The following is a 23,635-nucleotide window of genomic DNA, read 5'->3' as shown; positions in this document are numbered from 1 at the left end:
TCTGAAACCGCAATGAATGTGGAGGGGATCACATCGATGGTGTCAGCTCGGGCGAGGCCACAGGGCTACTCGACGAGGGCGCACACCCTGGCGCAGGCACCACGCCCCGACCGTTCATCCCGCAGCGGAAACCCCGCGAATCAGCAAGGAGAACGTACGTGACCACTTTCTTCGGTCGTGTGAAATCGGTCGAGCAATCGATGGCCGACACCGACGAGCCCGAAACCAAGCTCCGGAAGGACCTGACGGCCTGGGACCTGACAGTCTTCGGCGTCGCCGTGGTCGTCGGCGCCGGCATCTTCACCCTCACCGCGCGGACGGCCGGCAACGTCGCGGGCCCCTCGGTGTCTCTGGCCTTCGTCCTCGCCGCGATCGCCTGCGGTCTGGCAGCTCTCTGCTACGCGGAGTTCGCCTCCACGGTCCCGGTGGCGGGATCGGCCTACACGTTCTCCTATGCGACCTTCGGTGAATTCGTCGCCTGGATCATCGGTTGGGACCTCATCCTGGAATTCGCGCTCGCCGCCTCCGTCGTGGCGAAGGGCTGGTCGTCGTACCTCGGCAACGTGATCGGCGCGGGCAACAACGTCTTCGTCATCGGCGGGCACACCTACGACTGGGGTGCGGCGGTGCTGATCGCGGTGCTCATCACCCTGCTGGTGCTCGGTACCAAGCTGTCGTCCCGGGTCTCGGTGATCATCACCGCGATCAAGGTGGCCGTGGTGCTGCTCGTGATCATCGTGGGCGCCTTCTACATCACCGGCAAGAACTACTCGCCGTACGTGCCGCCGGCCAAGCCGGGCGAGTCGACCGGGACGGGAATCCATCAGACGCTCTTCTCGTGGGCCACCGGTGCCACCGGCAGCCAGTACGGCTGGTACGGACTGCTCGCCGCCGCGTCGCTCGTGTTCTTCGCGTTCATCGGCTTCGACGTCGTCGCGACCACCGCGGAGGAGACCAAGGACCCGCAGAAGTCGCTGCCGCGCGGCATCCTGGGATCGCTGGCCATCGTCACGATCCTCTACGTCGGCGTTTCGCTGGTGCTCACCGGAATGGTTCCGTACACCGACCTCGCGGATAAGAAGCTGCCGAACGGGACGGTGGAATCGTCGACGCTCGCCACGGCCTTCGAGGCGCACGGCATCACCTGGGCGCAGTGGGCGATCAACATCGGTGCGCTGGCGGGTCTGACGACAGTCGTGATGGTGATGCTCCTCGGACAGACCCGAGTCGGTTTCGCCATGGCCCGCGACGGACTGCTCCCGCGCGGACTGGCCAAGACCGGCAGCCGCGGCACGCCGGTGCGCATCACCCTGATCGTCGGCGTGGTCTCCGGCGCGCTCGCCTTCTTCTTCCCGATGGGCACGCTCGAAGAGATGGTCAACATCGGTACCCTGTTCGCGTTCGTCCTGGTGTGCGTCGGTGTCGTGGTGCTGCGTCGCACCCGGCCGGATCTCAAGCGCGGCTTCTCCGTGCCGTTCGTACCGCTGGTGCCGATCCTGGCGGTCATCGCCTGCTTCTGGCTGATGATCAACCTGTCGATCGAGACCTGGCTGCGATTCCTGGTCTGGATGATGATCGGCATCGTCGTATACCTGACCTACGGTGCAAAGCACTCCGTGCTCGGTATGCGTGAGCGCAAAGAACTGCCCTCCTACGACACCGTCACCCCTGATTCGGCCGACCGGCCGGACGGTGGTCCGACCGGCAGTGCGTGAGCGCGATAGCGTAGAAGGACCTAGGGCACTGGTACCGGCCGCCGAATCGGCGGCCGGTACCGTCGTTCACGATCAAAGATGTCAATCGAGAGGGACCAGATGACCGCGCCTTCCAGCGCTCTGACCACCGAAACCCGCAACGGCGTCGAGTTCAGGGTCGCCGACCTCTCCGAGGCCGAGTACGGCCGCAAGGAGATCCGCCTCGCCGAGCACGAGATGCCGGGTCTGATGGAGTTGCGCCGCGAATACGCCGACGTCAAGCCCCTCAAGGGCGCTCGCATCTCGGGGTCGCTGCACATGACCGTGCAGACCGCCGTCCTGATCGAGACGCTCGTCGATCTGGGCGCCGAGGTCCGCTGGGCCTCGTGCAACATCTTCTCCACCCAGGACCACGCGGCCGCGGCCGTCGTCGTCGGCCCGTACGGAACCGTCGAGGAGCCCAAGGGTGTGCCGGTCTTCGCCTGGAAGGGCGAGACCCTGGAGGAGTACTGGTGGGCGGCCGAGCAGATGCTGACCTGGCCGGACGTCGACGGCGAGCCGCGGCGCGCCAACATGATCCTCGACGACGGCGGCGACGCGACCATGCTGGTCCTGCGTGGCGCGGAGTTCGAGAAGGCCGGCGTCGTTCCGCCCGCCGACGACAATCACCCCGCCGAGTACAAGGTGTTCCTGGAACTGCTGCGCCGCTCGCTGGCCGCAGACCCGGGCAAGTGGACGGCGATCGCCGAGTCGGTGCAGGGCGTCACCGAGGAGACCACCACCGGTGTGCTCCGTCTGTACCAGTTCGCCGCCGCCGGTGAACTCGACTTCCCGGCGATCAACGTCAACGACTCGGTCACCAAGAGCAAGTTCGACAACAAGTACGGCACCCGCCACTCGCTGATCGACGGCATCAACCGCGGCACCGACGTCCTCATCGGCGGCAAGAAGGTGCTGATCTGCGGCTACGGCGACGTCGGCAAGGGCTGCGCGGAGTCGCTGGCGGGGCAGGGCGCCCGTGTTCAGGTCACCGAGATCGACCCGATCAACGCACTGCAGGCGATGATGGACGGCTATGACGTCGTCACCGTCGATGAGGCGATCGGCAACGCGGACATCGTCGTCACGGCCACCGGCAACCTGGGCATCATCACCTTCGAGCACATGAAGAAGATGAAGAACCAGGCGGTGCTGGGCAACATCGGTCACTTCGACAACGAGATCGACATGGCCGGACTCGAGTCCGCCGAAGGAATGACGCGGATCAACATCAAGCCGCAGGTGGACCAGTGGGTGTTCCCCGACGGCCACAGCATCATCGTGCTGTCCGAAGGGCGACTGCTGAACCTGGGCAACGCCACCGGCCACCCGTCGTTCGTGATGAGCAACAGCTTCGCCAACCAGGTGATCGCCCAGATCGAGCTGTGGACCAAGGGCGACGAGTACGACAACGAGGTGTACCGCCTGCCCAAGCATCTCGACGAGAAGGTCGCGCGCATCCACGTCGAAGCGCTCGGCGGCAGCCTGACCAAGCTCACCAAGGAGCAGGCCGAGTACATCGGCGTCGACGTCGAGGGCCCCTACAAGCCCGAGCACTACCGCTACTGACGCACCGAACCGGCTGGATGCACCGCACCGCCGCCGGTCGGGGAGCCGAGCTCTCCCGACCGGCGGCGGTCGTTCGTTGCGGCCGGCTCCCTGCGGCCGGCTCCGGACTACCCGAGCTGTGCGAGAACGGCGTCGACGGCCGCGTCGCCGTCGGCCCACGACCAGGTCGACATCCACTGTGCTTGCACGAGTTCGCCGTAGACGCGGTAGACGGCGTGTTGCAGGTCGGCGTCGCGCTCGTAGGTGTCCACGGGTCGGTCGGCCTCGGCCTCCGCGCGACCGCTGGCGCGGCCCATCGCGACTTCCGGCGGAACTCCGAGGAGCAACTGGTGGTCGGGAACCGGGAGTTGAAACCGTCGGAACTCGAGGTCGGCGACCCAGTCGACGACCTCGGACGCGGCGCCCGCACCCAGGCGCGCGGCGCTGTAGGCCGCATTCGACGCGGTGTAGCGGTCGCAGATGACGAGGTCGTTCCCGGCGAGGGCGTCGTGCAGTTGACGCCGTGCCGCGGCCCGGTCGAGGGCGAAGAGCAGGGCCATCGCGTAGACGCTGTCCCGGAGATCACCGTGCCGTCCGTGCAGCGCCTCCGAGGCGATGTCCGCGGTGATCGATTCGCCGTAGCGGGGGAACGCGAGCGTCCGGACCGACGCGCCACGGTCGATCGCAGCGGCTTCGAGGCGTCCGACGATGGTGCGTTTGCCCGCACCGTCGAGACCTTCGACAGCAACCAGAATGCCCACGCGGACAGTCTAGGCAGTCGCCTGCGCCACGTGGATGCGGCGCGCCGCACGCCGTCCGGACCTGCGCGGCAAGGCGTGTCGCACCGCGCTATCCGCGGCAGAAGTGACACCATGGCAGGCATGAAGCCACGCATCCTGGTCGTTGACGATGACGCCGCTCTCGCCGAGATGCTCACGATCGTTCTGAAGAACGAAGGCTTCGAGCCGTTCGTCGTCGGAGACGGGACGCAGGCGCTGACCGCGGTGCGCGAGGTTCGACCCGACCTCGTCCTGCTCGACCTGATGCTGCCGGGAATGAACGGCATCGATGTCTGTCGGGTGCTCCGCGCCGACTCCGGTGTGCCGATCGTGATGCTGACCGCCAAATCCGACACCGTCGACGTGGTGCTCGGCCTGGAATCCGGTGCCGACGACTACATGGTGAAGCCGTTCAAGCCGAAGGAACTCGTCGCGCGCATCCGAGCCCGGCTGCGGCGCACCGAGGACGATCCGGCCGAACTCCTGGCGATCGGTCCGGTGGAGATCGACGTCCCGGCGCACAAGGTCACCCGCGACGGGGTGCCGATCTCGCTGACTCCGCTGGAGTTCGACCTTCTGGTGGCGCTGGCGCGCAAGCCCCGTCAGGTGTTCACCCGTGACGTCCTCCTCGAACAGGTGTGGGGCTACCGGCATCCCGCCGACACTCGTCTGGTGAACGTCCACGTCCAGCGGCTGCGCGCCAAGGTCGAGATCGATCCGGAGAACCCCGAGATCGTGCTCACCGTGAGAGGGGTCGGTTACAAGGCCGGTCCGCCGTGATCGGTGGCCGCCGGATTCACCGGGGGCCGATCGAACGCCTCATCACAGCGGTCCGGCGCGCCGCGGCGACCGTCGGACGGGTGGCCGGACAGATCTGGCGCCGCTCGGTTCAGACGCGAGTCATCGTCTCGACGCTGGTTCTGTCCTTCGTGGTCTTGCTGATTCTCGGTTTCGTCCTGATCAGTCAGATCACCGGGCGCCTGTTGGATGCCAAGGAGGAAGTCGCCACCGACGAGATCGCGCGGATGCGCGCGGTGGTGGAACGGGTGCTGAGCAGCGGGGAATCGAACACCGCTGTGCAGAATCGGCTGGCCCGAGCGCGATCGTTGCTCACCGACCAGGACACCGAGTCGCCGCAGACGTCGTCGGTCGCCGGCTCGTTCGACTCCGTGCTCGTGGTTCCCGGCGAGCCGAACGAGCAGGAGATCGCGGTGGGGCCGGTGCGCGACGTGCCGACCGCCCTGCGCAAGATGGTGGCCGGGGGCCAGGTCGCCTTCCAGTACACATCCATCGATCAGGCCGGGGACACCGTCCCCGCGCTGGTGATCGGTTCCCCGGTGGAGAGCCCGATCCAGGGGCTGGAGATCTACCTCGTATTCCCCCTGGGCACCGAGGAGAACACGGTGTCGCTGGTGCGCGGAACGCTGCTGACCGGTGCGGTGGTGCTGCTCGGTCTGCTCGCGGCGATCGCTTGGCTGGTGACCCGACAGGTGATCGCACCGCTGCGGTCGGCGACCCGGATCGCCGTGCGTTTCGCCGACGGCCGTCTCTCCGAGCGGATGCCGGTGCACGGCGAGGACGAGTTCGCGCGGCTGGCGGTCTCGTTCAACGACATGGCCGAGAGCCTCTCCCGTCAGATCAACCACCTCGAGGAGTTCGGCGGGCTGCAGCGGCAGTTCACCTCCGACGTCAGCCACGAGCTGCGCACGCCGCTCACCACGGTCCGGATGGCCGCCGACCTTCTCTACGACAACCGCGAGGGACTCGACCCGGTGCAGCGCCGTTCGGTGGAACTGCTCGACAAGGAACTGAACCGGTTCGAGACGCTGCTGACCGAGCTCCTGGAGATCTCGCGTCACGACGCGGGGATGGCGGAGCTGGCGGCACAGAAGCTCGACATCGCGGTGCCCATCGACGCGGCCGTCTCCACGGTGGCTCCACTGGCCGCCGAGACGGGCAGCGACCTGATCATCGACATGCCGACGGAGCCGGTGATGGCCGAGATCGATCCGCGCCGGGTGGAGCGGATCCTGCGTAACCTGCTCGCCAACGCCATCGATCACGGCGAGCACAAGCCGGTCACGCTCACCATGCGCTCCGACGGCGACGCGGTGGCGATCACCGTCCGCGACCACGGGATAGGCCTGCGTCCGGGAGAGGAGAAGCTCGTCTTCAACAGATTCTGGCGATCGGATCCGTCGCGTGTGCGGCGCTCGGGCGGCACGGGCCTCGGCCTGGCGATCAGCATCGAGGACGCCCGTCTGCACCAGGGCCGACTGGAGGCCTGGGGAGCGCCGGGGGAGGGCTCCTGCTTCCGCCTCACGCTGCCACTGGTTCGTGGCCACAAGCTCCTCGGCAGCCCGCTGCCGTTGAAGCCGATCGGGGAGACGCCCCGATGAGGCGGGTCGCGGTGCTGGTCGCGCTGCTGCTGTCCGCGACGATGGTTCTCACCGGATGCGTCGACATTCCGGACTCCTCGTCTCCGCAGCCCATCCAGGCGTTCGACCGCAAACGGCCGACCAACATCGTGCCCTCGCCCCGACGGGGCGACGACCCGGAGACCGTCGCGCGCAACTTCGTGAAGGCGATGTCCGACCCCACCGCCGGGCATCGGGCGGCGCGCAAGTTCCTGACCGCGGGCGCCAGCCAACGATGGGACGACCAGGGAGACATGACCGTGGTCCGCGACGTCGGCGTCACCGTCGACGAGCGCACCGACGACGCGGTCCGACTCCGGGTCACCGGCGAGAAGACGGGAGTGCTGTCGCCCGGCGGCACGCTCCGGCCCGTCACGGGCGACTGGGTGATGGCGCTGTCGCTGGAGCAGAGCGGCGGGACGTGGCGGATCAGCGGCGACCCGCCCGTGGGATCGGTCACCGACTCGTCGCAGTTCCTCACGGCGTATCGGCAGGCCGACCTGTTCTTCCCCGATCGCACGCTGAGCCGGCTGGTGGCCGACCCGCGCTGGCTGTTCGGTCCCGAACTCGATGCGAGCGTCCTGGTCAACCGGCTGCTGGCGGGTCCGGCGCCCGAACTCGCCGGTGCGGTGAGCCAGGGAGCGGCGCGCGGCAGCGCCGCCGCCGGACCGGTCACCACCAAGGGCGACGTCGTGACGGTTCCGCTCGGCAACGTCGCCGACGGCGACCAGAAGGCGCGAACCACTCTCGCGGCGCAGATCGTCTGGACCCTCGATTACGCCGGGTTCTCGGGCACGTACCGGATCACCGCCGACGGCGCTCCGCTGGTTCCCGGCCGCGACGAGGGCTGGCACACCGCCGATGTCAGCACCTTCGAACCCGAGCCGGAGAAGCGCGCCGTCGACCCGGTGCACCTGGTGCGCGACGGGGGCCTGGCCAGGCTCACCGGGAACCGGGCGGTACCCGTCGACGGCGCACTCGGCGCCGCCCACGACCTCCAGTCGGCGGCCATCTCCGCGGATATGAGCCGAAGTGCCGCCGTCGCCGACCGCGGCGGTCGCCGGGTGCTGCTGGTGGGGCCGTACGGCGGCGATGCCGTGGAGGTGGCCGCGGGCGCCTCGGTGACGACGCCGTCCTTCGGGCCGGATCCCGCCACCGGATACGCGGTGGTCGACGGCCGTCCGATCCATTGGATGTCGGACGGCGACGGCACGCGGATCGAGTCCATCGACACCGCGGAGGTCCGCGCGGTGGCGCCGGGGCCGATCACCGGTCTGCAGGTCTCACCGGACGGCGTGCGCGTGGCCCTGGTGGTCGGCGGCCGGCTCCTGCTCGCCGTGCTGTCCGTGAACGATGTCGGCGTGCCGGCACTGACCGGCGTCTACCTGCTGGCGCCGGAGGTGGCGGGCATCGGCATCGGTATCGCCTGGTCGTCGTCGAAGACGATGTACTTCGCGGTGAACGGCGGCGACAGCCCGGTGTGGAAGACGTCGATCGTCGGCACGCAGCCGGTCGCGATGGTCAGCGGCAACCTCAAGCCGCCGCTGGTGGACGTCGCGGCATCGTCGACCACGGTGTACGTCTCGGACAATCGCGGTATCCAGCAGATCGGCACCGGCCAGATCCGGCCGGATCAGTACTGGACCGCGCTGGGCCCCGATGCCGGACCGGGAACGAGGCCGGTGATCCCCGGCGGCTGACCGGCGGTCGCTGTGGAACAACCGGGTGACAGTCCGGCATCGCAGGAGGACGATGCTCGGGCATGGCGGGTGATCGGGCACGCTCCCGAGCCGTGTTGGCGGCCTTGGCGGACCTCGCGGTGCCGCGGGAGTGCGGAGGGTGCGGGCGCCCGGGAACGCCGTGGTGCGACGCTTGCCGGGCTCGACTCGACGATGTGCCGCGGCAGCTGTCTCCGCGTGTGGATCCGGGTGTGCCTGTATGGGCGATGGCCCGGTACGGCGGACCGATGGCGTCGGCCGTCGTGAATCTCAAGGAGCATCGCCGACGCGATCTCGCGCCCGTTCTGGGCCGCGTGCTGGCCGACGGGATCCTCTCGCTCGCGCAGTGGGGTGAGTTGCCCGCCTCCGATCGACTCGCACTCGTCCCCGCACCCACGCGGGCGTGGGCGGCCCGGAGCAGGGGAGGCGACACCGTGACCGCGCTCGCCCGTGAGGCCGCGGACGTCCTCGGCGGCCGCGTCCGAGTGGTGCCGGCGCTGGTGACCGCGGCCTGGACGCGAGACTCGGCGGGGCTGGGGGCCGGGGCGCGCGGCGCGAACCTCGCGGGAGCGGTGCGATTGCGCCGCCCACTGCCGTCCGCGCTGGTCGGCGCCGGTGCCGGGCCCGCCGTACCGGTGGTGGTGGTCGACGACGTCCTCACAACCGGTGCGACCGTCGCGCAGGCGGTGAGACGCCTTCGGTGTTCCGGTGCCGCTGTGACCGGAGCGGTGGTTCTGGCGGGTGCATGATCGGCAAAACGTGGCCGGAACCGAAGTTTGCGGATACCTTCGGAAGTGGCAGTGATGAACATCGAGTGCCGGGAGGTGAGGAAGCCTTTTCCACCGCGCCGATGTGTTCACGAGCGCGGTAGATCCTCCGCTTCAGCTCAGCGGGTCACTGCCCATCGCGCCAAACCGCTACCTGAATGTGGTTGCGCGACTAGCGAATTGGTACCCCGATCCGGTCTCGATTCCGGACGGGAGCAACCTGAGGAGGATGTCGATATGACGGTCGTTCACCGCAAGGGACAGCGCGAGTCGAAAGCCGCACCCGCTGAACGCGTCGACCTCAAAGCCGCTTTCGAGCTGCCGTCCACCGTCGACACGTCGGACGCGGGCGAGTTGAAGGCGGAGCTCGTCATGAGTGGCCGGAACGTGGAGATACCGGATCACTTCCGGGTCTACATGAGCAGCAAGCTCTCCCGGCTCGAGCACTTCGACCCCACGATCTTCCGCTTCGAAGTGGTCCTGTACCACGAACCGAATCCACGGCAGTCCAAGAGCGCCGAGATCGTCGAGATCACCGGCCGTGGCCGCGGTCCGGTGATCCGCGCACAGGCCGCCGGCGAGAACTTCTACGCCGCCAGTGAGCTGGCCTTCGACAAGCTGCACAAGCGGCTGCGCCGCGCCAAGAGCCGGAAGCGGATCCGCAAGGACGGGATGCACCGTCCCACCTCGCTCGCCGAGGCGGCGGCCGACGCGCCGCACCTGCTTCCCGAGACGCCTGCGCCGTCCCCGGATCCGTTCGAGGACAGTGTCGAGGACCACTCGCCCGGTCAGGTGGTGCGCGTGAAGGATCACCCGTCGTCGCCGATGTCGGTGGACGAGGCGCTCTACGAGATGGAACTCGTCGGTCACGACTTCTACCTGTTCCATGACTGCGAGACCGACAAGCCGTCGGTGGTCTATCGCCGTCACGCATTCGACTACGGACTCATCAGGCTCGCCTGAGGTCTCGTCCCAGCAGCGGTGGCCGTCGCCCTGACCGGGTGGCGGCCACCGTCGCGTTCACCCACGCGTCGCCGAGCGCGTCAACAATCGTTGACGTCATGTGCGATGCAGTGCCGGTCGGACATGCCTGCATACGGCGTCGTCGACGACGGACCCGTACCATGGACCGAGGTCTGTCCGCCACGTCGACGGTTCGGCGGGGCGCGACGGTGAATCGAAACGTGAACCCAGAGGATTGCCGGTGCTCAACAAGCTGCTCAGACTGGGCGAAGGCCGCATGGTCAAGCGCCTGGACGCTATCGCGACGAGCGTCGAGGCGCTCTCCGACGAGATGGAAGCGCTCTCAGACGACAAACTGCGGGGCAAGACCGTCGAGTTCCGCGAGCGGCTCGAGGGCGATGAGACACTCGACGATCTGCTGCTCGAGGCCTTCGCGGTGGCTCGTGAGGCCGCGTGGCGCGTCCTCGACCAGAAGCACTTCCACGTGCAGATCATGGGTGGCGCGGCGCTGCACTTCGGCAACATCGCGGAGATGAAGACCGGTGAGGGCAAGACGCTGACCTGTGTTCTCCCGGCGTACCTGAACGCGCTGAACGGCAAGGGCGTGCACGTCGTCACCGTGAACGACTACCTCGCCAAGCGCGACGCGGAGTGGATGGGCCGCGTGCATCGCTTCCTCGGTCTCGAGACCGCGGTGATCCTGACCGGCATGTCGCCCGATCAGCGTCGTGAGGCGTACGCGGCCGACATCACCTACGGCACCAACAACGAGTTCGGCTTCGACTACCTGCGCGACAACATGGCGCATTCACTCGAAGACCTGGTGCAGCGGGAACACGCCTACGCCATCGTCGACGAGGTCGACTCGATTCTCATCGACGAGGCCCGCACCCCGCTGATCATCTCGGGCCCGGCCGACTCGTCGAGCAAGTGGTACGCCGAGTTCGCGCGCATCGCGCCGCTGCTGGAGAAGGACGTCCACTACGAGGTCGACATCAAGAAGAAGACCGTCGGCGTCCACGAGGCCGGTGTCTCCTTCGTCGAGGACCGGCTCGGCATCGACAACCTCTACGAGCCGGAGAACTCTCAGCTCGTCGGCTACTTGAACAACGCGATCAAGGTCAAGGAGCTCTTCCACAAGGACAAGGACTACATCGTCCGCAAGGGCGAGGTGATGATCGTCGACGAGTTCACCGGGCGTGTGCTCGACGGCCGGCGCTTCAACGAGGGCCTGCACCAGGCGATCGAGGCCAAGGAAGGCGTCGAGATCAAGGCCGAGAACCAGACTCTCGCCACGATCACCCTCCAGAACTACTTCCGCCTGTACAAGAAGCTCGCAGGCATGACCGGTACGGCCGAGACCGAGGCCGCCGAGTTCCAGCAGATCTACAAGCTGGGCGTGGTGCCGATCCCGACCAACCGTCCGCTGATCCGCAAGGACCAGACCGACCTGATCTACAAGACCGAAGAGGCCAAGTTCTACGCGGTGGTCGACGACATCGCCGAGCGCAACGCCAAGGGCCAGCCGGTCCTGATCGGTACCACGAGCGTCGAGCGCTCGGAGTACCTGTCGCGGCTGCTGACCGAGCGGGAGATCAAGCACACCGTCCTCAACGCGAAGTACCACGAGCAGGAGGCACAGATCGTCGCCGAGGCCGGTCGGCTCGGGGCGGTCACGGTGGCCACCAACATGGCCGGCCGAGGCACCGACGTCGTATTGGGCGGCAACCCGGACGTCATCGCCGACACCCGGCTGCGCAAGGCGGGACTCGACCCCGTCAACACTCCCGAGGAGTACGAGGCGGCGTGGGACGAGGCGATCGAGATCGCCCGCACCGAGGCCGCCAAGGAGGCCGACGACGTCCGTGAGGTGGGCGGACTCTACGTCCTCGGCACCGAGCGTCACGAATCGCGCCGCATCGACAATCAGCTGCGTGGCCGGTCCGGCCGCCAGGGCGACCCCGGCGAGTCCCGGTTCTACCTCTCCCTGGGCGACGAACTGATGCGGCGGTTCAACGGCGCCGCGCTCGAGACCATCATGGCCCGCCTCAACCTGCCCGACGACGTCCCGATCGACGCCAAGATGGTCACCCGCGCCATCCGCAGTGCGCAGACGCAGGTGGAGGAGCAGAACTTCGAGATCCGCAAGAACGTCCTCAAGTACGACGAGGTGATGAACGAGCAGCGCAAGGTCATCTACGGCGAGCGCCGCGAGATCCTCGAGGGCGAGGATCATCGGGATCAGGTGCGCGAGATGGTGCGCGACGTGGTCGGTGCCTACGTCGACGGTGCCACGGAGGTCGGATACGCCGAGGACTGGGACCTCGAGACGCTGTGGGAGGCGTTGTCGAAGCTGTACCCGATCGCGCTCGATCCCAAGCGGGTCGTCGGCGAGAACGAGTACGGCGAACGCGACGACATCTCCCGCGAGCAACTGCGCGAGGTGCTGGTCGACGACGCGCTCGCCGCCTACGACCGCCGCGAGAAGGAACTGGCGGAGATCGCCGGCGACGGCGCGATGCGTCAACTGGAACGGTCGATCCTGCTCACGGTCATGGACCGCAAGTGGCGCGATCATCTCTACGAGATGGATTACCTCCGCGAGGGGATCCACCTGCGGTCGGTCGCTCAGCGCGACCCGGTGGTGGAGTACCAGCGCGAGGGCTACGACATGTTCCAGGGCATGTTGGAGGGCATGAAGGAAGAGGCCGTCACCTACATCTTCAACGCACAGGTGGAGACGCAGGCCCCGGCTCCGGCGCTGGGCACGTCGGTCAGCGACATGCTGGCCGGAGCGGCCTTCGGCGGCGACGAGGCCGCCGACGGCGCCGAACCGGCGATGACCTACAGCGGGCCGTCGGAGACCGGCGACGCGGAGGTGCTCTCCGAGGTCGAGGAGCACGCCTCGGGAACTCCGTCGGAGGTGCTCGGCAGCCGTCGCGAACGGCGCGCCGCCGCCCGTTCGGGCGCCAAGCCGTCGAACAAGCCTCCGAAGTCGCGCAAGAAGCGCTGACGGTCACACTCCCGCGCCGGACGGCGAGACCAGGATCTTCACGGCGGTCTCGTTGCGGTGCAGCAGGGTGTCGTAGCCTTCGGTGACCAGATCGGCGAGGTCGATCTTGCCCGTGATGAACGGGGCGAGATCGATCTCGCCGCTCTCCACCAGCGCGATCGTCTCGGGATGAGAGTTCACGTAGGCGATGGTGCCGCGCAGGTCGATCTCCTTCAGCACCAGCTTCTGCATGTCCAGTCCGGCGGGGCTGCCCCAGATCGACACCACCACGACGACCCCGGTCGGCTTCACGGCATCGAGCAGGGTGTCGAACGCGGGCTGAACCGATGTGCATTCGAAACCGACGTCCGCGCCGCGTCCGGAGGTGAGCTCCGATACCCGAGCGACCACGTCCTGCGCCGCGGGATCCAGCACGTGATCGGCGACTCCGGTGTCCGCGGCCTTGGCTCGGCGCAGCGGGCTCGGCTCGCTGATGATCACCGAGATGCCTCGCGCCCGGCAGATGGCCGCGGTGAGCAGTCCGATCGGTCCGGCGCCGGTGATGAGCGCGATCGCACCCGACTGCGCGCCGCTGCGCTGTACGGCGTGGAAACCGACCGCCAGCGGCTCGATCAGCGCGGCCTGGTCGAGCGGTACCGATGCGTCGATCCGATGCACCCACCTCCGTTTCACCGCGATCTTCTCTGCGAGTCCGCCACCGCAGCCGCCCAGTCCGATGAAGTTCATGTCTCGCGACAGGTGGTAGTCGTGGCTGTGCGGACCGGTATCGACGTCGTCGGCGAGGATGTAGGGCTCCACGACCACGTGATCGCCGACCGCCAGATCGGTCACGCCGTCGCCCACCTCCGAGACGACGCCCGACATCTCGTGTCCGATCGTGACCGGAGCGCTCTCGCCGCTGATCGGCTGCGGATGTCCGGCCGGCGGGATGAAGATCGGGCCGTCGGCGTACTCGTGCAGGTCGGTGCCGCAGATGCCGCACCAGGCGATGTCGATGCCGACCATGCCGGGCCCGACCTCCGGCGGGTCGATCTCTTCGATGCGGACGTCTCCGCGGTCGTAGTAGCGTGCGGCTCTCATCGGTGCTCCTTCTGAGCGTCGGAACGGGAAGTGTGGACTGTGATGTGAATCACCCGCCCAGAAACGAGCGTGCGCCCACCGCCGGCGGGGCGCAACGGTTGCAGGGGGTTGCAGCGGACGGGGGTCGGCCGTGCTCTCGGCGCGTCGCGGAACCGAACCCGCCCCGGGTGCGTCCGATAGATATGACGGTGAACACACTCGGGGGTAATGGGATCGTCGACCGGCCGGCGCCGCCGGTTCGGAACGGCGCTGAGCGGACGGATGCGGACCGTGCCGGTGCAGCGCGGTCGGCGACGGTGTACGCGTTGCAGCAGATGCTGGAGGTGCTCGACGGTCGCCGACCGGTGGACCATCTGCTGCGCACGGTCTCGGCCGAGGTGCAATCGCAGGTGGGCTCACTGCTCCAGCATCGGGCCGGGCCGTCGGGGAGTGCTGAGACGGCGCGGCTGCTGCGAGTCCACCTGCAGATCGGTGGACCGCGCCAGGCCGCCTACTTCGGCACCTTCGTGCGGGGACGCCGAGTGCGTGCGGTGGCCGGCCGCATCGAGATCCGGTCGGTGCCGTTGCCGTCGCGGGGCGGACCGCGCCGGATCGCGGAACGCTGGGTGATCGTCGAGTTCGCGATCGTCTGAGGCCGTGGTGTGAGGCCGCGCCGGCGATGATTCCGCGGACGCCCGCGATCGGCATAAACTCGACGCATCATGGTGAATCGGCTGTCGCCGGACGAGGCGATGTTCTACTTCCTGGACGGGGCGGGGACGACCGCCCACCTCGGAGCGCTGTTGATCCTCGACCCGAGCAAGCTTCGGAAGGACGACGCGACCGGGATCGACTACCACTCGCTCGTCTCGCTGGTGGAGAACCGACTGCAGGCGGCACCCCGGTACCGCCAGGTGATCACCGAGGTGACGCTCGGGCTGGCGCGTCCGGTGTGGGTGGACGACCGTGAGTTCGACATCAACTACCACATCAGATTGTCCGCGCTGCCGCAGCCGGGTGACTCCGAACAACTGCAGGAGTTGGTCTCGCGGCTCATGTCGCGCCCACTCGACCGGACCCGGCCGCTGTGGGAGATGTACCTGATCGAGGGACTCAGCCGCGGCCGGTCGGTGATCCTGACCAAGACGCACCGCTGTCTGCTGGGCGGCACCGGCAACCCGGAATTGAGCGAGGTGATCTGCGACGACGTCGCGGACGCCGCCCCGATGGCGGAGGATCTGTGGATGCCGCGGCGGCCGCCCGGAGCGGCCTCGTTGACCGTCGGAGCGCTGGCCGAGGCGATGGCCCGGCCCGGTGAGATGGTCGACACCCTGCTGCGCGGCAACGGCCCGGTCGCCGATCTCTGGTCGGTGGCCGACAAATCGGTCCGTCTGGTCGGCGACGCCGTCTCTCAGATGGTCAACTCCGCCCCCGACAGCCCGCTGAACGCGGTCACCACGTCGTCGCGGCTGTTCGCCTTCTCGTCGGTGTCCCGCCGCGATCTCGAGGCGGTGGCGAACCGTTTCGAGTGCTCGTTCAACGACGTGGTGCTGGCCATCATCACCGGCGTGCTGCGCCGGTGGTCGCTGTCGATCAAGGACACCGTCGGCCACGGCGAGACGATGCGGGCCACCATGCCGCTCGCGGCTCGCGATCCGGACACCGTCGAAGGAGAGCCGAGCGGCTCGTGGATCGTGGTCGGCGGGACGGAGTTCGTCACCGACCTGCCGGTGGGGGAGGACGCACCCGCCGTCCGGCTGATGCAGGTGGCCGGTCTCGCGAATCGCTACTCCCAGTCCACACGGCGGATGTCGCAGGGGCTGCGCCCCCTGCTTCCGGAGTTCGGGCTGGTGCCCTTCGCCGACCGGTCCACGCGGGCGTTCGCGGGCCTGTTCCAGCGGTCGTACAACGTGCCGATCTCGATGAGCGCCAAGCGGATCGGCCGCAAGTTCGTCGGCGGGATCCCCATCACCGGAATCTTCACCATTCCGACGCTCGCCGCGCAGAGAGCTCTGGGCATCAGTGTCAACGAGTACGCGAACCAGGTGCAGTTCGCCTTCATCGCCGACCGGGCCGTGGTGGTCGACCTCCCCGCCATGGCCGAATACGTCACCGAGTCGCTGGACGAACTGCTTGCGAGCGGGCAGTCGTACGACGGTTCCCCGGACCCCGGCAACCGGTGACGACAGGGCCCGCCGACCCTCCCGACCCCGATCGAAAGGCATCTCATGCGCGTCTATCTGCCGGCCACCCTGGCGATGATCGAACGGCTGGTGGCCGAACCCGGCCGGGCCTTCGAACCGGTCGGAGGCACCGGTTTCGCGCTGACACCGGCGCTGCGCGAGGCGTATGTGGCCGGTGACGACGAGGAACTGTCGGAGGTGGCGCTCCGGGAGGCCGCCCGGGCGTCGCTGCGACTGCTGGCCGTCGACGACTCGGAGCTTCCGGTGCGTCGGGTGGTGGTGGTCGCGGACGCCGAAGCGACGCCGCGTCCGGATCTCGACGACGCGGTGGTCAGGGTCGCCGGAACGATCCCGCACGGCGACATCGTCGCCGTCCACGTCGACGGTTCAGACGCCGAGAACGCAGTGCGGGCGGCGGTCGAGGTGATCGACCGCGCCGACCTCGGCGATGAGGACGGCGAGCTGGCTGTCGGAGACGTGGAGGACCACGACCTCGGCTGGTACGCCACGCAGGAACTGCCGTTCCTCCTGGAACTGCTCTGAAGTCCCCGAAGACTTCTCCAGAGAAACTTTCAGTACCGGACGAGAACTGACCGGAATGCTTGCGAGTCTGAATGGGCGAGGAACACCGACCCCAGGAGGACACCATGTACGCACCGGCCCGAGACGACGAACTCACCGGCCTCATCAACTACGCCGATCAACAGCTCGGAGCGCTGCGGGCCGCGGCGTTCGGACTCACGGAGGCTCAGGCCCGACAGACGCCGTGTCGCAGCGTGCTCTCGATCGGCGGACTCATCAAACACATCGAACGCGGTCTACGCGGGGCCGCAGCGCAGTTGAACGGCACCGCCGGCGAACTGGTGCTCGACGAGGCGGCGTTGGCCGAGTACATGGGGAGCTTCGCGCTCACCGACGACGAGACTGCGGCCGGGATCATCGAGCGGTTCGACGCCGCGCGCGCCGAGTTCCTCGAAGCGATGCGGAGCAGCGATCCCGACGGGGAGGCGATGGCGCCGCCCGCGCCGTGGGCGGGTGTCTACGAGTCGCGGCCGATGAAGAATCGGTACTACATGTGCCACCAGGTGGAGGAGTACGCCCGGCATGCCGGGCACGCCGACATCATCCGCGAGCAGATCGACGGAATGTCGGTGGCCGCGCTGGAGATGACGCTGGCCGGTGCGCCGGCCAATCAGTTCTTCACGCCGTACACACCGGCCCCGGGGACGCTGCTGGCCTGATCCGCGACGCGACTGACGTGCGCTCCATTCGCCCTCGGCGCCCCGAAACGCTAACCTACGGAATCGTAAGTTAGGTGTTCCGGGGCGGCCCGGAACCGGGCGGAGGAGGCGCGCGATGGCGTGGCGTGAACGATTCGAGGCACCGGCGGCCGACGTGGCGGCCAGGCACAAGCGTGCCAGGCTGCTTCGAGCGGCCTTCGCTCGCGTGACGACCCCCCTGTTGCCGGACGACTACCTGCACCTGGCCAATCCGCTGTGGTCGGCGCGGGAATTGCGCGGCAAGGTGGTCTCGGTGACCGAGGAGACCGCGGACAGCGCGACCATCGTCATCCGGCCGGGCTGGGGCTTCTCGTTCGACTACCACCCGGGCCAGTACATCGGCATCGGCGTCCTGGTCGACGGACGCTGGACGTGGCGTTCCTACTCACTGACCTCCGAGCCGGAGTCGTCGCGCGCGCAGCGGACGGTATCGATCACGGTGAAGGCGATGCCGGAGGGATTCCTCTCGTCGCATCTGGTGAAGGGGCTGGCACCCGGCACCGTGGTGCGCCTGGCGGCGCCCGCCGGTGAATTCGTCCTGCCCGACCCGCTGCCGGAGAAGATCCTGTTCGCGACCGCGGGCAGCGGTCTGACGCCCATCATCTCGATGCTGCGCACGATGCGCCGACGCGCTCAGCGCGCCGACGTCCGGCTGATCCACTCGGTTCCCACGGAGGACGATCTGCTCTTCGGCGACGAACTCCGGCGGATGGCTGACGAGGGCCTGATCGACCTGCACCTGCAGTTCACCCGCACCGACGGCAAGGTGACGCCGGCGCAGCTGCGAGCGCTGTGTCCGGATTGGGCCGAGCGCGCCACCTGGGCCTGTGGTCCGGGCGGGTTCCTGGACATGCTCAGCGAACAGTTCGACGAAGCGGGTATTCAGGAGAATCTGCACATCGAGCGGTTCGCGCTGGAACGCGGTGCTCACGGTGCCGAGGGCGGCGTCGTCACGTTCGGCACGCCGGATCGGCAGATCGAGGTCGACGGTGCCACGACGCTTCTCGAGGCCGGCGAACAGGCGGGCGTGCTGATGCCCTTCGGCTGCCGCATGGGGATCTGCCAGAGCTGCGTCGTGATGCTCGACAAGGGGTGCGTGCGTGATCTGCGGACGGGCGTGGAGCACGTGGAGGGTGAGCGCATCCAGACCTGCGTGAGCGCCGCGGCGGGAGACTGCACGCTCGACGTGTGAATCGGTGCCTATGACGTGGACCACGTCGTCGCGGGGTGGACAGCCTACGGAACCGTAACCTACGCTTACGTAAGTTACGAAGTCGTAGGCAACGAGGAGTGGCATGGCGATCTCCGACATCCCCGAATACGCCCATCTGACCGACGCGGACGTCGAAGAACTGGGTGCGAAGCTCGACCAGATCCGCGCGGACATCGAAGCCGATCGCGGTGAACGCGACGCGCGGTACATCCGCAACACGATCGCATTCCAGCGGATGCTCGAGGCCGCCGGTCGCGCGCTGACCTTCGGTGCGCGCAATCGGGCTCTGTGGTGGGCCGGGGCGTCGGCTCTCGGAGTCGCGAAGATCGTCGAGAACATGGAGCTCGGGCACAACGTGATGCACGGGCAGTGGGATTGGATGAACGATCCCGAGGTGCATTCCACTTCGTGGGAATGGGACAACACCGGACCCAGTGCTCACTGGAAGCACACGCACAACTTCATCCATCACAAGTACACCAACGTGCTCGGCATGGACGACGATGTGGGCTACGGCCTGCTCCGCGTGACGCGCGACCAGCGCTGGCGGCCGTTCAACCTCGGCAACATCGCCTACAACACGGTCCTGGCGCTCGCTTTCCAGTACGGTGTCGCCGCGCAACATCTCGAGTTGGGACGTAAGCGCCGGACGCAGGAGGAGAAGGACCAGTTCCGGAAGGACCTGCGCGACGTGGGCGTCAAGATCGGGCGCCAGGCGGGTAAGGACTACGTGGTGTACCCGGCGCTCGTCGGGGCCGTCACCCGCTCGCGCTCCGGGGCCCGCAAGGCCTTCACCGCGAATGTGATGGCCAACGTGATCCGCAATGTGTGGTCGAACGCGGTCATCTTCTGCGGGCACTTCCCGGACGGTGCGGAGAAGTTCACCAAGCAGGACGTCGACAGCGAGACTCGCGGTGAGTGGTACCTGCGCCAGATGCTCGGAAGCGCCAACTTCCGGTCGGGCCCGGTCCTGGCCTTCATGAGCGGGAACCTCTCGTACCAGATCGAGCACCACATCTTCCCCGATCTGCCCAGCAATCGGCTCGCGGAGATCGCGGTGCGGGTGCAGGCGCTGTGCGCGGAGTACGACCTGCCGTACACGACGGGTTCGTTCCCCGTGCAGTACGCGAAGTCGTGGCGCACCATCGCCAAGCTGTCGTTGCCGAACAAGTACCTCTCGGGCACGGTGGACGACGCTCCGGAGACCGCCTCGGAGAGGCGGTTCAAGGAGTCTGAACAGGTGCGTCTGGTGTCGACGGTCGATCCCGCGACCGGACGTCGCCGGGGCCTCAAGACTGCGATCGTGAGCCTGAATGAGCGCCGGAGGAGCCGCCGCGCACCCGCGCGGGCATAATGTGATCGATGGCGATTTCAGATATCAATGAGTACGCGCACCTGACGGACGCCGATGTCGAGGCACTGGGTGCGGAACTCGATATGCTGCGCCGCGAGATCGAGTCGAGTCTGGGCGAGCAGGACCGCCGCTACCTGCGGCGGACCATCTACGCCCAGCGCGGACTCGAGGTCCTGGGCCGGCTCGCACTGCTCGGCAGCCACCGCCGGTCGCTGTGGCTGCTCGGCACCGGCGCACTGTCGGTCGCCAAGATCATCGAGAACATGGAACTCGGCCACAATGTGATGCACGGCCAGTGGGACTGGATGAACGATCCCGAGGTGCACTCCACGACGTGGGAGTGGGACATGGTCTGCGCCTCACCTCACTGGAAGCACTCCCACAACTACATCCATCACAAGTACACCAACGTGATCGGCATGGATCACGATGTGGGTTACAAGATCCTCCGGGTGACGCGCGACGAGCCGTGGGAACCCCGCCGCGCGTTCCAGCCGCTGTTCAATCTCATGCTCGCCGCCACCTTCGAGTGGGGCATCGGCCTGCACGACCTCGACCTCAAAGAGGTCATCGCCGGCCGCAAACCGATGGAGCAGGCGCGTCCGGAGATCGAATTGTTCGCGCGCAAGATCGTCCGGCAGATCGGCAAGGACTACGTCCTGTTCCCAGCGCTGTCGGGCCCCAACTTCACGCGCACGCTGACAGCGAATCTGACGGCCAATCTCATCCGGAATCTCTGGGCCTACGTGGTCATCTTCTGCGGGCACTTCCCGGACGGTGCGGAGAAGTTCACCGTCGAGACACTCGAGGACGAGACGTCCGGCCAGTGGTACCTGCGCCAGATGCTGGGTACGGCCAACTTCGAGGCCGGGCCCGCGCTGGCCTTCCTCAGCGGCAACCTCTGCTACCAGATCGAGCATCATCTGTACCCCGATCTGCCGAGCAACCGGATGGCCGAGATCTCGGTGCGGGTGCGCGAACTGTGCGAGAAGTACGACCTGCCGTACAACACCGGTTCGCTCACCATGCAGTACCTCCGTACGCTGCGGACCATCAACAAACTCGCGCTGCCGGACCGCTTCCTCATCGCGACCAGCGACGACGCGCCCGAGACCGCCTCTGAGCGCCGGTTCGACGGACTGCCGAAGCTCGGCGGCGGGCTCAAGACCGCGCTGGCGCAAGTGCGCGCCAGGCGACGGAGCCGCCGGCGCACCGAACGGCGCCGCTGATGCCGCACGGCTGGCCGCCGTCCGCGGTCAGCCCTCCGGCTGCTGAACCGGTGTCTCGTCCGCAGCGGTGGACGTCGCGGACCTGAGCAGTTCCCGCACGGCCATCGCCCGCCGATGGGAGCTGCCGGTGAGTGCGTCGAGCGCACATTCGGGATCGGCCGGCGGGCCGAGGTGGGTGCAGCCGCGCGGGCAGTCGTCGATCGCGTCGCGCAGATCGTCGAAGGCGTCGACGATCTGATCCGGCGTCACGTGCGCGAGGCCGAACGAGCGGATGCCCGGGGTGTCGACCACCCAGCCGCGCGGCGGCGCCCCGGGGGATTCTCCGGGCAGCGGCAGTGCCACCGATTGTGTCGACGTGTGGCGGCCCTTGCCGACGCCGGACACTTCGCCGGTGGCCCGGTCCGCATCGGGGACGAGCCGGTTGACGAGAGTCGACTTGCCGACGCCGGAGTGTCCGATGAGGGCGGTGAGATGACCGTCGAGGGTGTCCCACAGCGGACCGAGGTCGTCGTCGCGGCCCGCCGTCACCACCGGCAGTTCGAGGTCGGCGAAGTGTGCGGCGAACTCCTCTGGCTCGGCGAGATCCGACTTGGTCAGACACAGGATCGGCGACAGTCCGCCGGCGTACGCCGCGGCCAGGGCGCGTTCGACGAAACCGGTCCGGGGCGGAGGGTCGGCCAGCGCGGTGACGATCAGCAATCGGTCGGCGTTGGCGACAACGATCCGCTCGTACGGATCGTTGTCGTCCGCGGTGCGGCGGAGCACCGTGCTGCGGTCGTCGACCCGGACGATGCGGGCGAGCGTGTCGGGGCGGCCGGAGAGGTCGCCGACGACACCCACGCGGTCGCCGACCACGATCGGCGTCCGGCCGAGTTCGCGGGCGCGCATGGTGACGAGCGGGCGGGAGGGATCGCCGTCCAGAACGCAACCCCAGCGGCCGCGATCCACCGAGACCACCATGGCCGTCTCGGCGTCGTCGTGCGCCGGACGGTTCTTGGTGCGCGGCCGACTGCCCTTGCCGGGCCGGATCCGTACGTCGGACTCGTCGTAGGTGCGGCCGCGAACCGTTCCCGCCCGGGTGCTCACGATGCGGTCCCCGCCATCGCCTCCCACATCTTCACGAAACCGGGCAGGGTCTTCGCGGTGGTCTCGACGTTCTCGACGGTGAGACCGTCGACGCGGAGGCCGATGAGGGCGCCCGCCGTGGCCATGCGGTGGTCGGCGTAACTGTGCCAGAGTGCGGGTTCCAAGGCGGCTGCCTCGCGCCCGGTGATGACGAGGCCGTCGTCAGTCTCCCGGCACTGCCCGCCGATGCGGTTGATCTCGGTGCTCAACGCGGAGAGCCGATCGGTCTCGTGGCCTCGGAGGTGGGCGATGCCGCGCAGTACGGAGGTGCCGTCGGCGAGCGCGCACAGGGCGGCGACCGTCGGAGTCAACTCGCCCACCTCGTGCAGATCCACCTCGATCGCCCTCGGGCGGCCGTTGCCGCGGACCGTGAGGAGGCCGTCGGGCGCGTGGACTACCGAAGCGCCCATCCGTTCAAGAATGCCGACGATCGCGGACCCCGGCTGGGTGGTGGTGGCGGGCCAGCGCGGCACGCTGACCCGCCCGCCGGTGGCCGGTGCGGCCGCGAGGAAGGCGGCAGCGTTCGACAGGTCCGGCTCCACCGTCCAGTCGACGGCTGCGACGGCCGTCGGCGCCACCTGCCAGCGGGTGGCCGTCGCATCGAACTCCACTCGGACGCCGGCCTTTTCGAGCATGTCCACGGTCATGTCGATGTGCGGCATGGATGGCACCGGTGCCCCGGAGTGGATGATCGAGATGCCGGATTCGAAACGGGCGGCCGACAGCAGAAGGCCGGAGACGAACTGGGACGAGGCCGATGCGTCGATGGTGACCGGTCCGCCCGGCACCCCGCCCCGGCCGTGAACGGTGAACGGCAGCCCGTCGCCGTCGATCTCGGCGCCGAGCGCACGGAGCGCGTCGAGGACGGTGCCGAGCGGTCGGCTGCGCGCCTGTTCGTCGCCGTCGAAGGTCACGTCGCCGGTCGCGAGCGCCGCCACCGCGGGCAGGAAACGCATCACGGTCCCGGCCAGGCCGCAGTCGATGGAGCCGGCATGCAGGGGACGCGGAGTGATGTCGACGGTGGTCGGGTCGTCCGGGTGGCAGTCGACGCCGACCCCGATGGCGGCGAGTCCATCGAGCATGAGGTCGGTGTCGCGGGATCGGAGGGTGCCGGTGATGCGGGACGGGCCGGTGGCGAGCGCGGCCAGGATGAGCGCGCGATTGGTGATGGACTTGGAGCCGGGGAGGTCGACCACGGAGTCGACGGGGCGGTCAAGGAAGGGCGCGACCCAATTGCTCATGGGTTTCAGTCTC

General features: G+C 68.1%; 19 protein-coding genes. 15 read left to right on the top strand and 4 right to left on the bottom strand.

Annotated elements, in window-relative coordinates; translation table 11 throughout:
* Positions 1-158: 158 nt before the first annotated feature.
* Both Y710_RS00190 and ahcY read left to right on the top strand, forming a co-directional pair.
* Complete coding sequence (locus Y710_RS00190) at positions 159-1,715, top strand: APC family permease (RefSeq protein ID WP_006895566.1); 1,557 nt, start codon at positions 159-161, stop codon at positions 1,713-1,715.
* Between the two features lie 99 nt (positions 1,716-1,814).
* Positions 1,815-3,302, top strand: a complete 1,488-nt coding sequence (ahcY, locus tag Y710_RS00185; protein ID WP_006895565.1) for an adenosylhomocysteinase — start codon at positions 1,815-1,817, stop codon at positions 3,300-3,302.
* Positions 3,303-3,409: 107 nt separating this feature from the next.
* On the opposite strand, the gene Y710_RS00180 is transcribed toward ahcY, so the two are convergent.
* Positions 3,410-4,042 (bottom strand): dTMP kinase, encoded by a 633-nt coding sequence (locus Y710_RS00180; protein WP_156479379.1) that lies wholly within the window; start codon positions 4,040-4,042, stop codon positions 3,410-3,412.
* A 111-nt stretch (positions 4,043-4,153) separates the two neighbouring features.
* Here Y710_RS00180 and mtrA point away from each other — a divergent pair, with 111 nt between their 5' ends.
* From mtrA to secA, 6 genes are all read left to right on the top strand, one after another.
* On the top strand, positions 4,154-4,840 hold the full coding sequence (gene mtrA / locus Y710_RS00175; protein ID WP_006895563.1) for an MtrAB system response regulator MtrA: 687 nt from the start codon (positions 4,154-4,156) through the stop codon (positions 4,838-4,840).
* Positions 4,837-6,459: an MtrAB system histidine kinase MtrB gene (gene mtrB / locus Y710_RS00170; protein WP_006895562.1), complete on the top strand. Its 1,623-nt coding sequence runs from the start codon at positions 4,837-4,839 to the stop codon at positions 6,457-6,459. Before mtrA ends, mtrB begins: the two co-directional genes overlap by 4 nt.
* The gene (locus Y710_RS00165) at positions 6,456-8,177 is read left to right on the top strand and encodes an LpqB family beta-propeller domain-containing protein (protein WP_062365846.1); all 1,722 of its coding nucleotides are present in this window, start codon (positions 6,456-6,458) and stop codon (positions 8,175-8,177) included. Before mtrB ends, Y710_RS00165 begins: the two co-directional genes overlap by 4 nt.
* 62 nt (positions 8,178-8,239) lie before the next feature.
* Entirely contained in the window at positions 8,240-8,944 is a 705-nt protein-coding gene (locus tag Y710_RS00160; protein ID WP_062365843.1) for a ComF family protein, read from the top strand.
* 255 nt (positions 8,945-9,199) lie between these two features.
* Positions 9,200-9,925, top strand: a complete 726-nt coding sequence (gene raiA, locus Y710_RS00155; RefSeq protein WP_006895559.1) for a ribosome hibernation-promoting factor, HPF/YfiA family — start codon at positions 9,200-9,202, stop codon at positions 9,923-9,925.
* Between the two features lie 241 nt (positions 9,926-10,166).
* Positions 10,167-12,938, top strand: coding sequence for a preprotein translocase subunit SecA (gene secA / locus Y710_RS00150; protein ID WP_062365840.1), 2,772 nt, complete (start codon positions 10,167-10,169; stop codon positions 12,936-12,938).
* 3 nt (positions 12,939-12,941) lie between these two features.
* Here the strand turns inward: secA and Y710_RS00145 are convergent, their stop codons facing one another.
* Positions 12,942-14,018: a 2,3-butanediol dehydrogenase gene (locus Y710_RS00145; protein ID WP_006895557.1), complete on the bottom strand. Its 1,077-nt coding sequence runs from the start codon at positions 14,016-14,018 to the stop codon at positions 12,942-12,944.
* Positions 14,019-14,206: 188 nt separating this feature from the next.
* On the opposite strand from Y710_RS00145, the gene Y710_RS00140 reads away from it, so the two are divergent.
* From Y710_RS00140 to Y710_RS00110, 7 genes are all read left to right on the top strand, one after another.
* Positions 14,207-14,650 (top strand): Rv3235 family protein, encoded by a 444-nt coding sequence (locus Y710_RS00140; protein WP_231650127.1) that lies wholly within the window; start codon positions 14,207-14,209, stop codon positions 14,648-14,650.
* Between the two features lie 69 nt (positions 14,651-14,719).
* Entirely contained in the window at positions 14,720-16,180 is a 1,461-nt protein-coding gene (locus Y710_RS00135) for a wax ester/triacylglycerol synthase family O-acyltransferase (RefSeq protein WP_006895555.1), read from the top strand.
* Between the two features lie 45 nt (positions 16,181-16,225).
* Positions 16,226-16,723: a DUF6912 family protein gene (locus Y710_RS00130; protein WP_006895554.1), complete on the top strand. Its 498-nt coding sequence runs from the start codon at positions 16,226-16,228 to the stop codon at positions 16,721-16,723.
* Positions 16,724-16,827: 104 nt separating this feature from the next.
* Positions 16,828-17,421, top strand: coding sequence for a mycothiol transferase (locus Y710_RS00125; RefSeq protein ID WP_039867081.1), 594 nt, complete (start codon positions 16,828-16,830; stop codon positions 17,419-17,421).
* Between the two features lie 115 nt (positions 17,422-17,536).
* Positions 17,537-18,652, top strand: coding sequence for a ferredoxin reductase (locus Y710_RS00120; protein ID WP_006895552.1), 1,116 nt, complete (start codon positions 17,537-17,539; stop codon positions 18,650-18,652).
* Between the two features lie 103 nt (positions 18,653-18,755).
* Positions 18,756-20,027, top strand: coding sequence for a fatty acid desaturase family protein (locus tag Y710_RS00115; protein WP_062365838.1), 1,272 nt, complete (start codon positions 18,756-18,758; stop codon positions 20,025-20,027).
* Between the two features lie 8 nt (positions 20,028-20,035).
* On the top strand, positions 20,036-21,256 hold the full coding sequence (locus tag Y710_RS00110; RefSeq protein WP_006895550.1) for a fatty acid desaturase family protein: 1,221 nt from the start codon (positions 20,036-20,038) through the stop codon (positions 21,254-21,256).
* A gap of 27 nt (positions 21,257-21,283) precedes the next feature.
* Here Y710_RS00110 and rsgA read toward each other — a convergent pair whose 3' ends face one another.
* Positions 21,284-22,342: a ribosome small subunit-dependent GTPase A gene (rsgA, locus tag Y710_RS00105; RefSeq protein WP_006895549.1), complete on the bottom strand. Its 1,059-nt coding sequence runs from the start codon at positions 22,340-22,342 to the stop codon at positions 21,284-21,286.
* A complete protein-coding gene (gene aroA / locus Y710_RS00100) occupies positions 22,339-23,622 on the bottom strand; it encodes a 3-phosphoshikimate 1-carboxyvinyltransferase (RefSeq protein WP_062365835.1) in 1,284 nt (427 codons plus the stop codon). Before aroA ends, rsgA begins: the two co-directional genes overlap by 4 nt.
* Between the last annotated feature and the right edge of the window lie 13 nt (positions 23,623-23,635).

Origin of the sequence: Gordonia sp. QH-12 (assembly GCF_001578675.1) — a bacterium.
Classification (GTDB): domain Bacteria; phylum Actinomycetota; class Actinomycetes; order Mycobacteriales; family Mycobacteriaceae; genus Gordonia; species Gordonia sihwensis.
The sequence above is the reverse complement of the archived record's forward strand: the minus strand, read 5'-3'. Positions and strand labels throughout refer to the sequence as shown.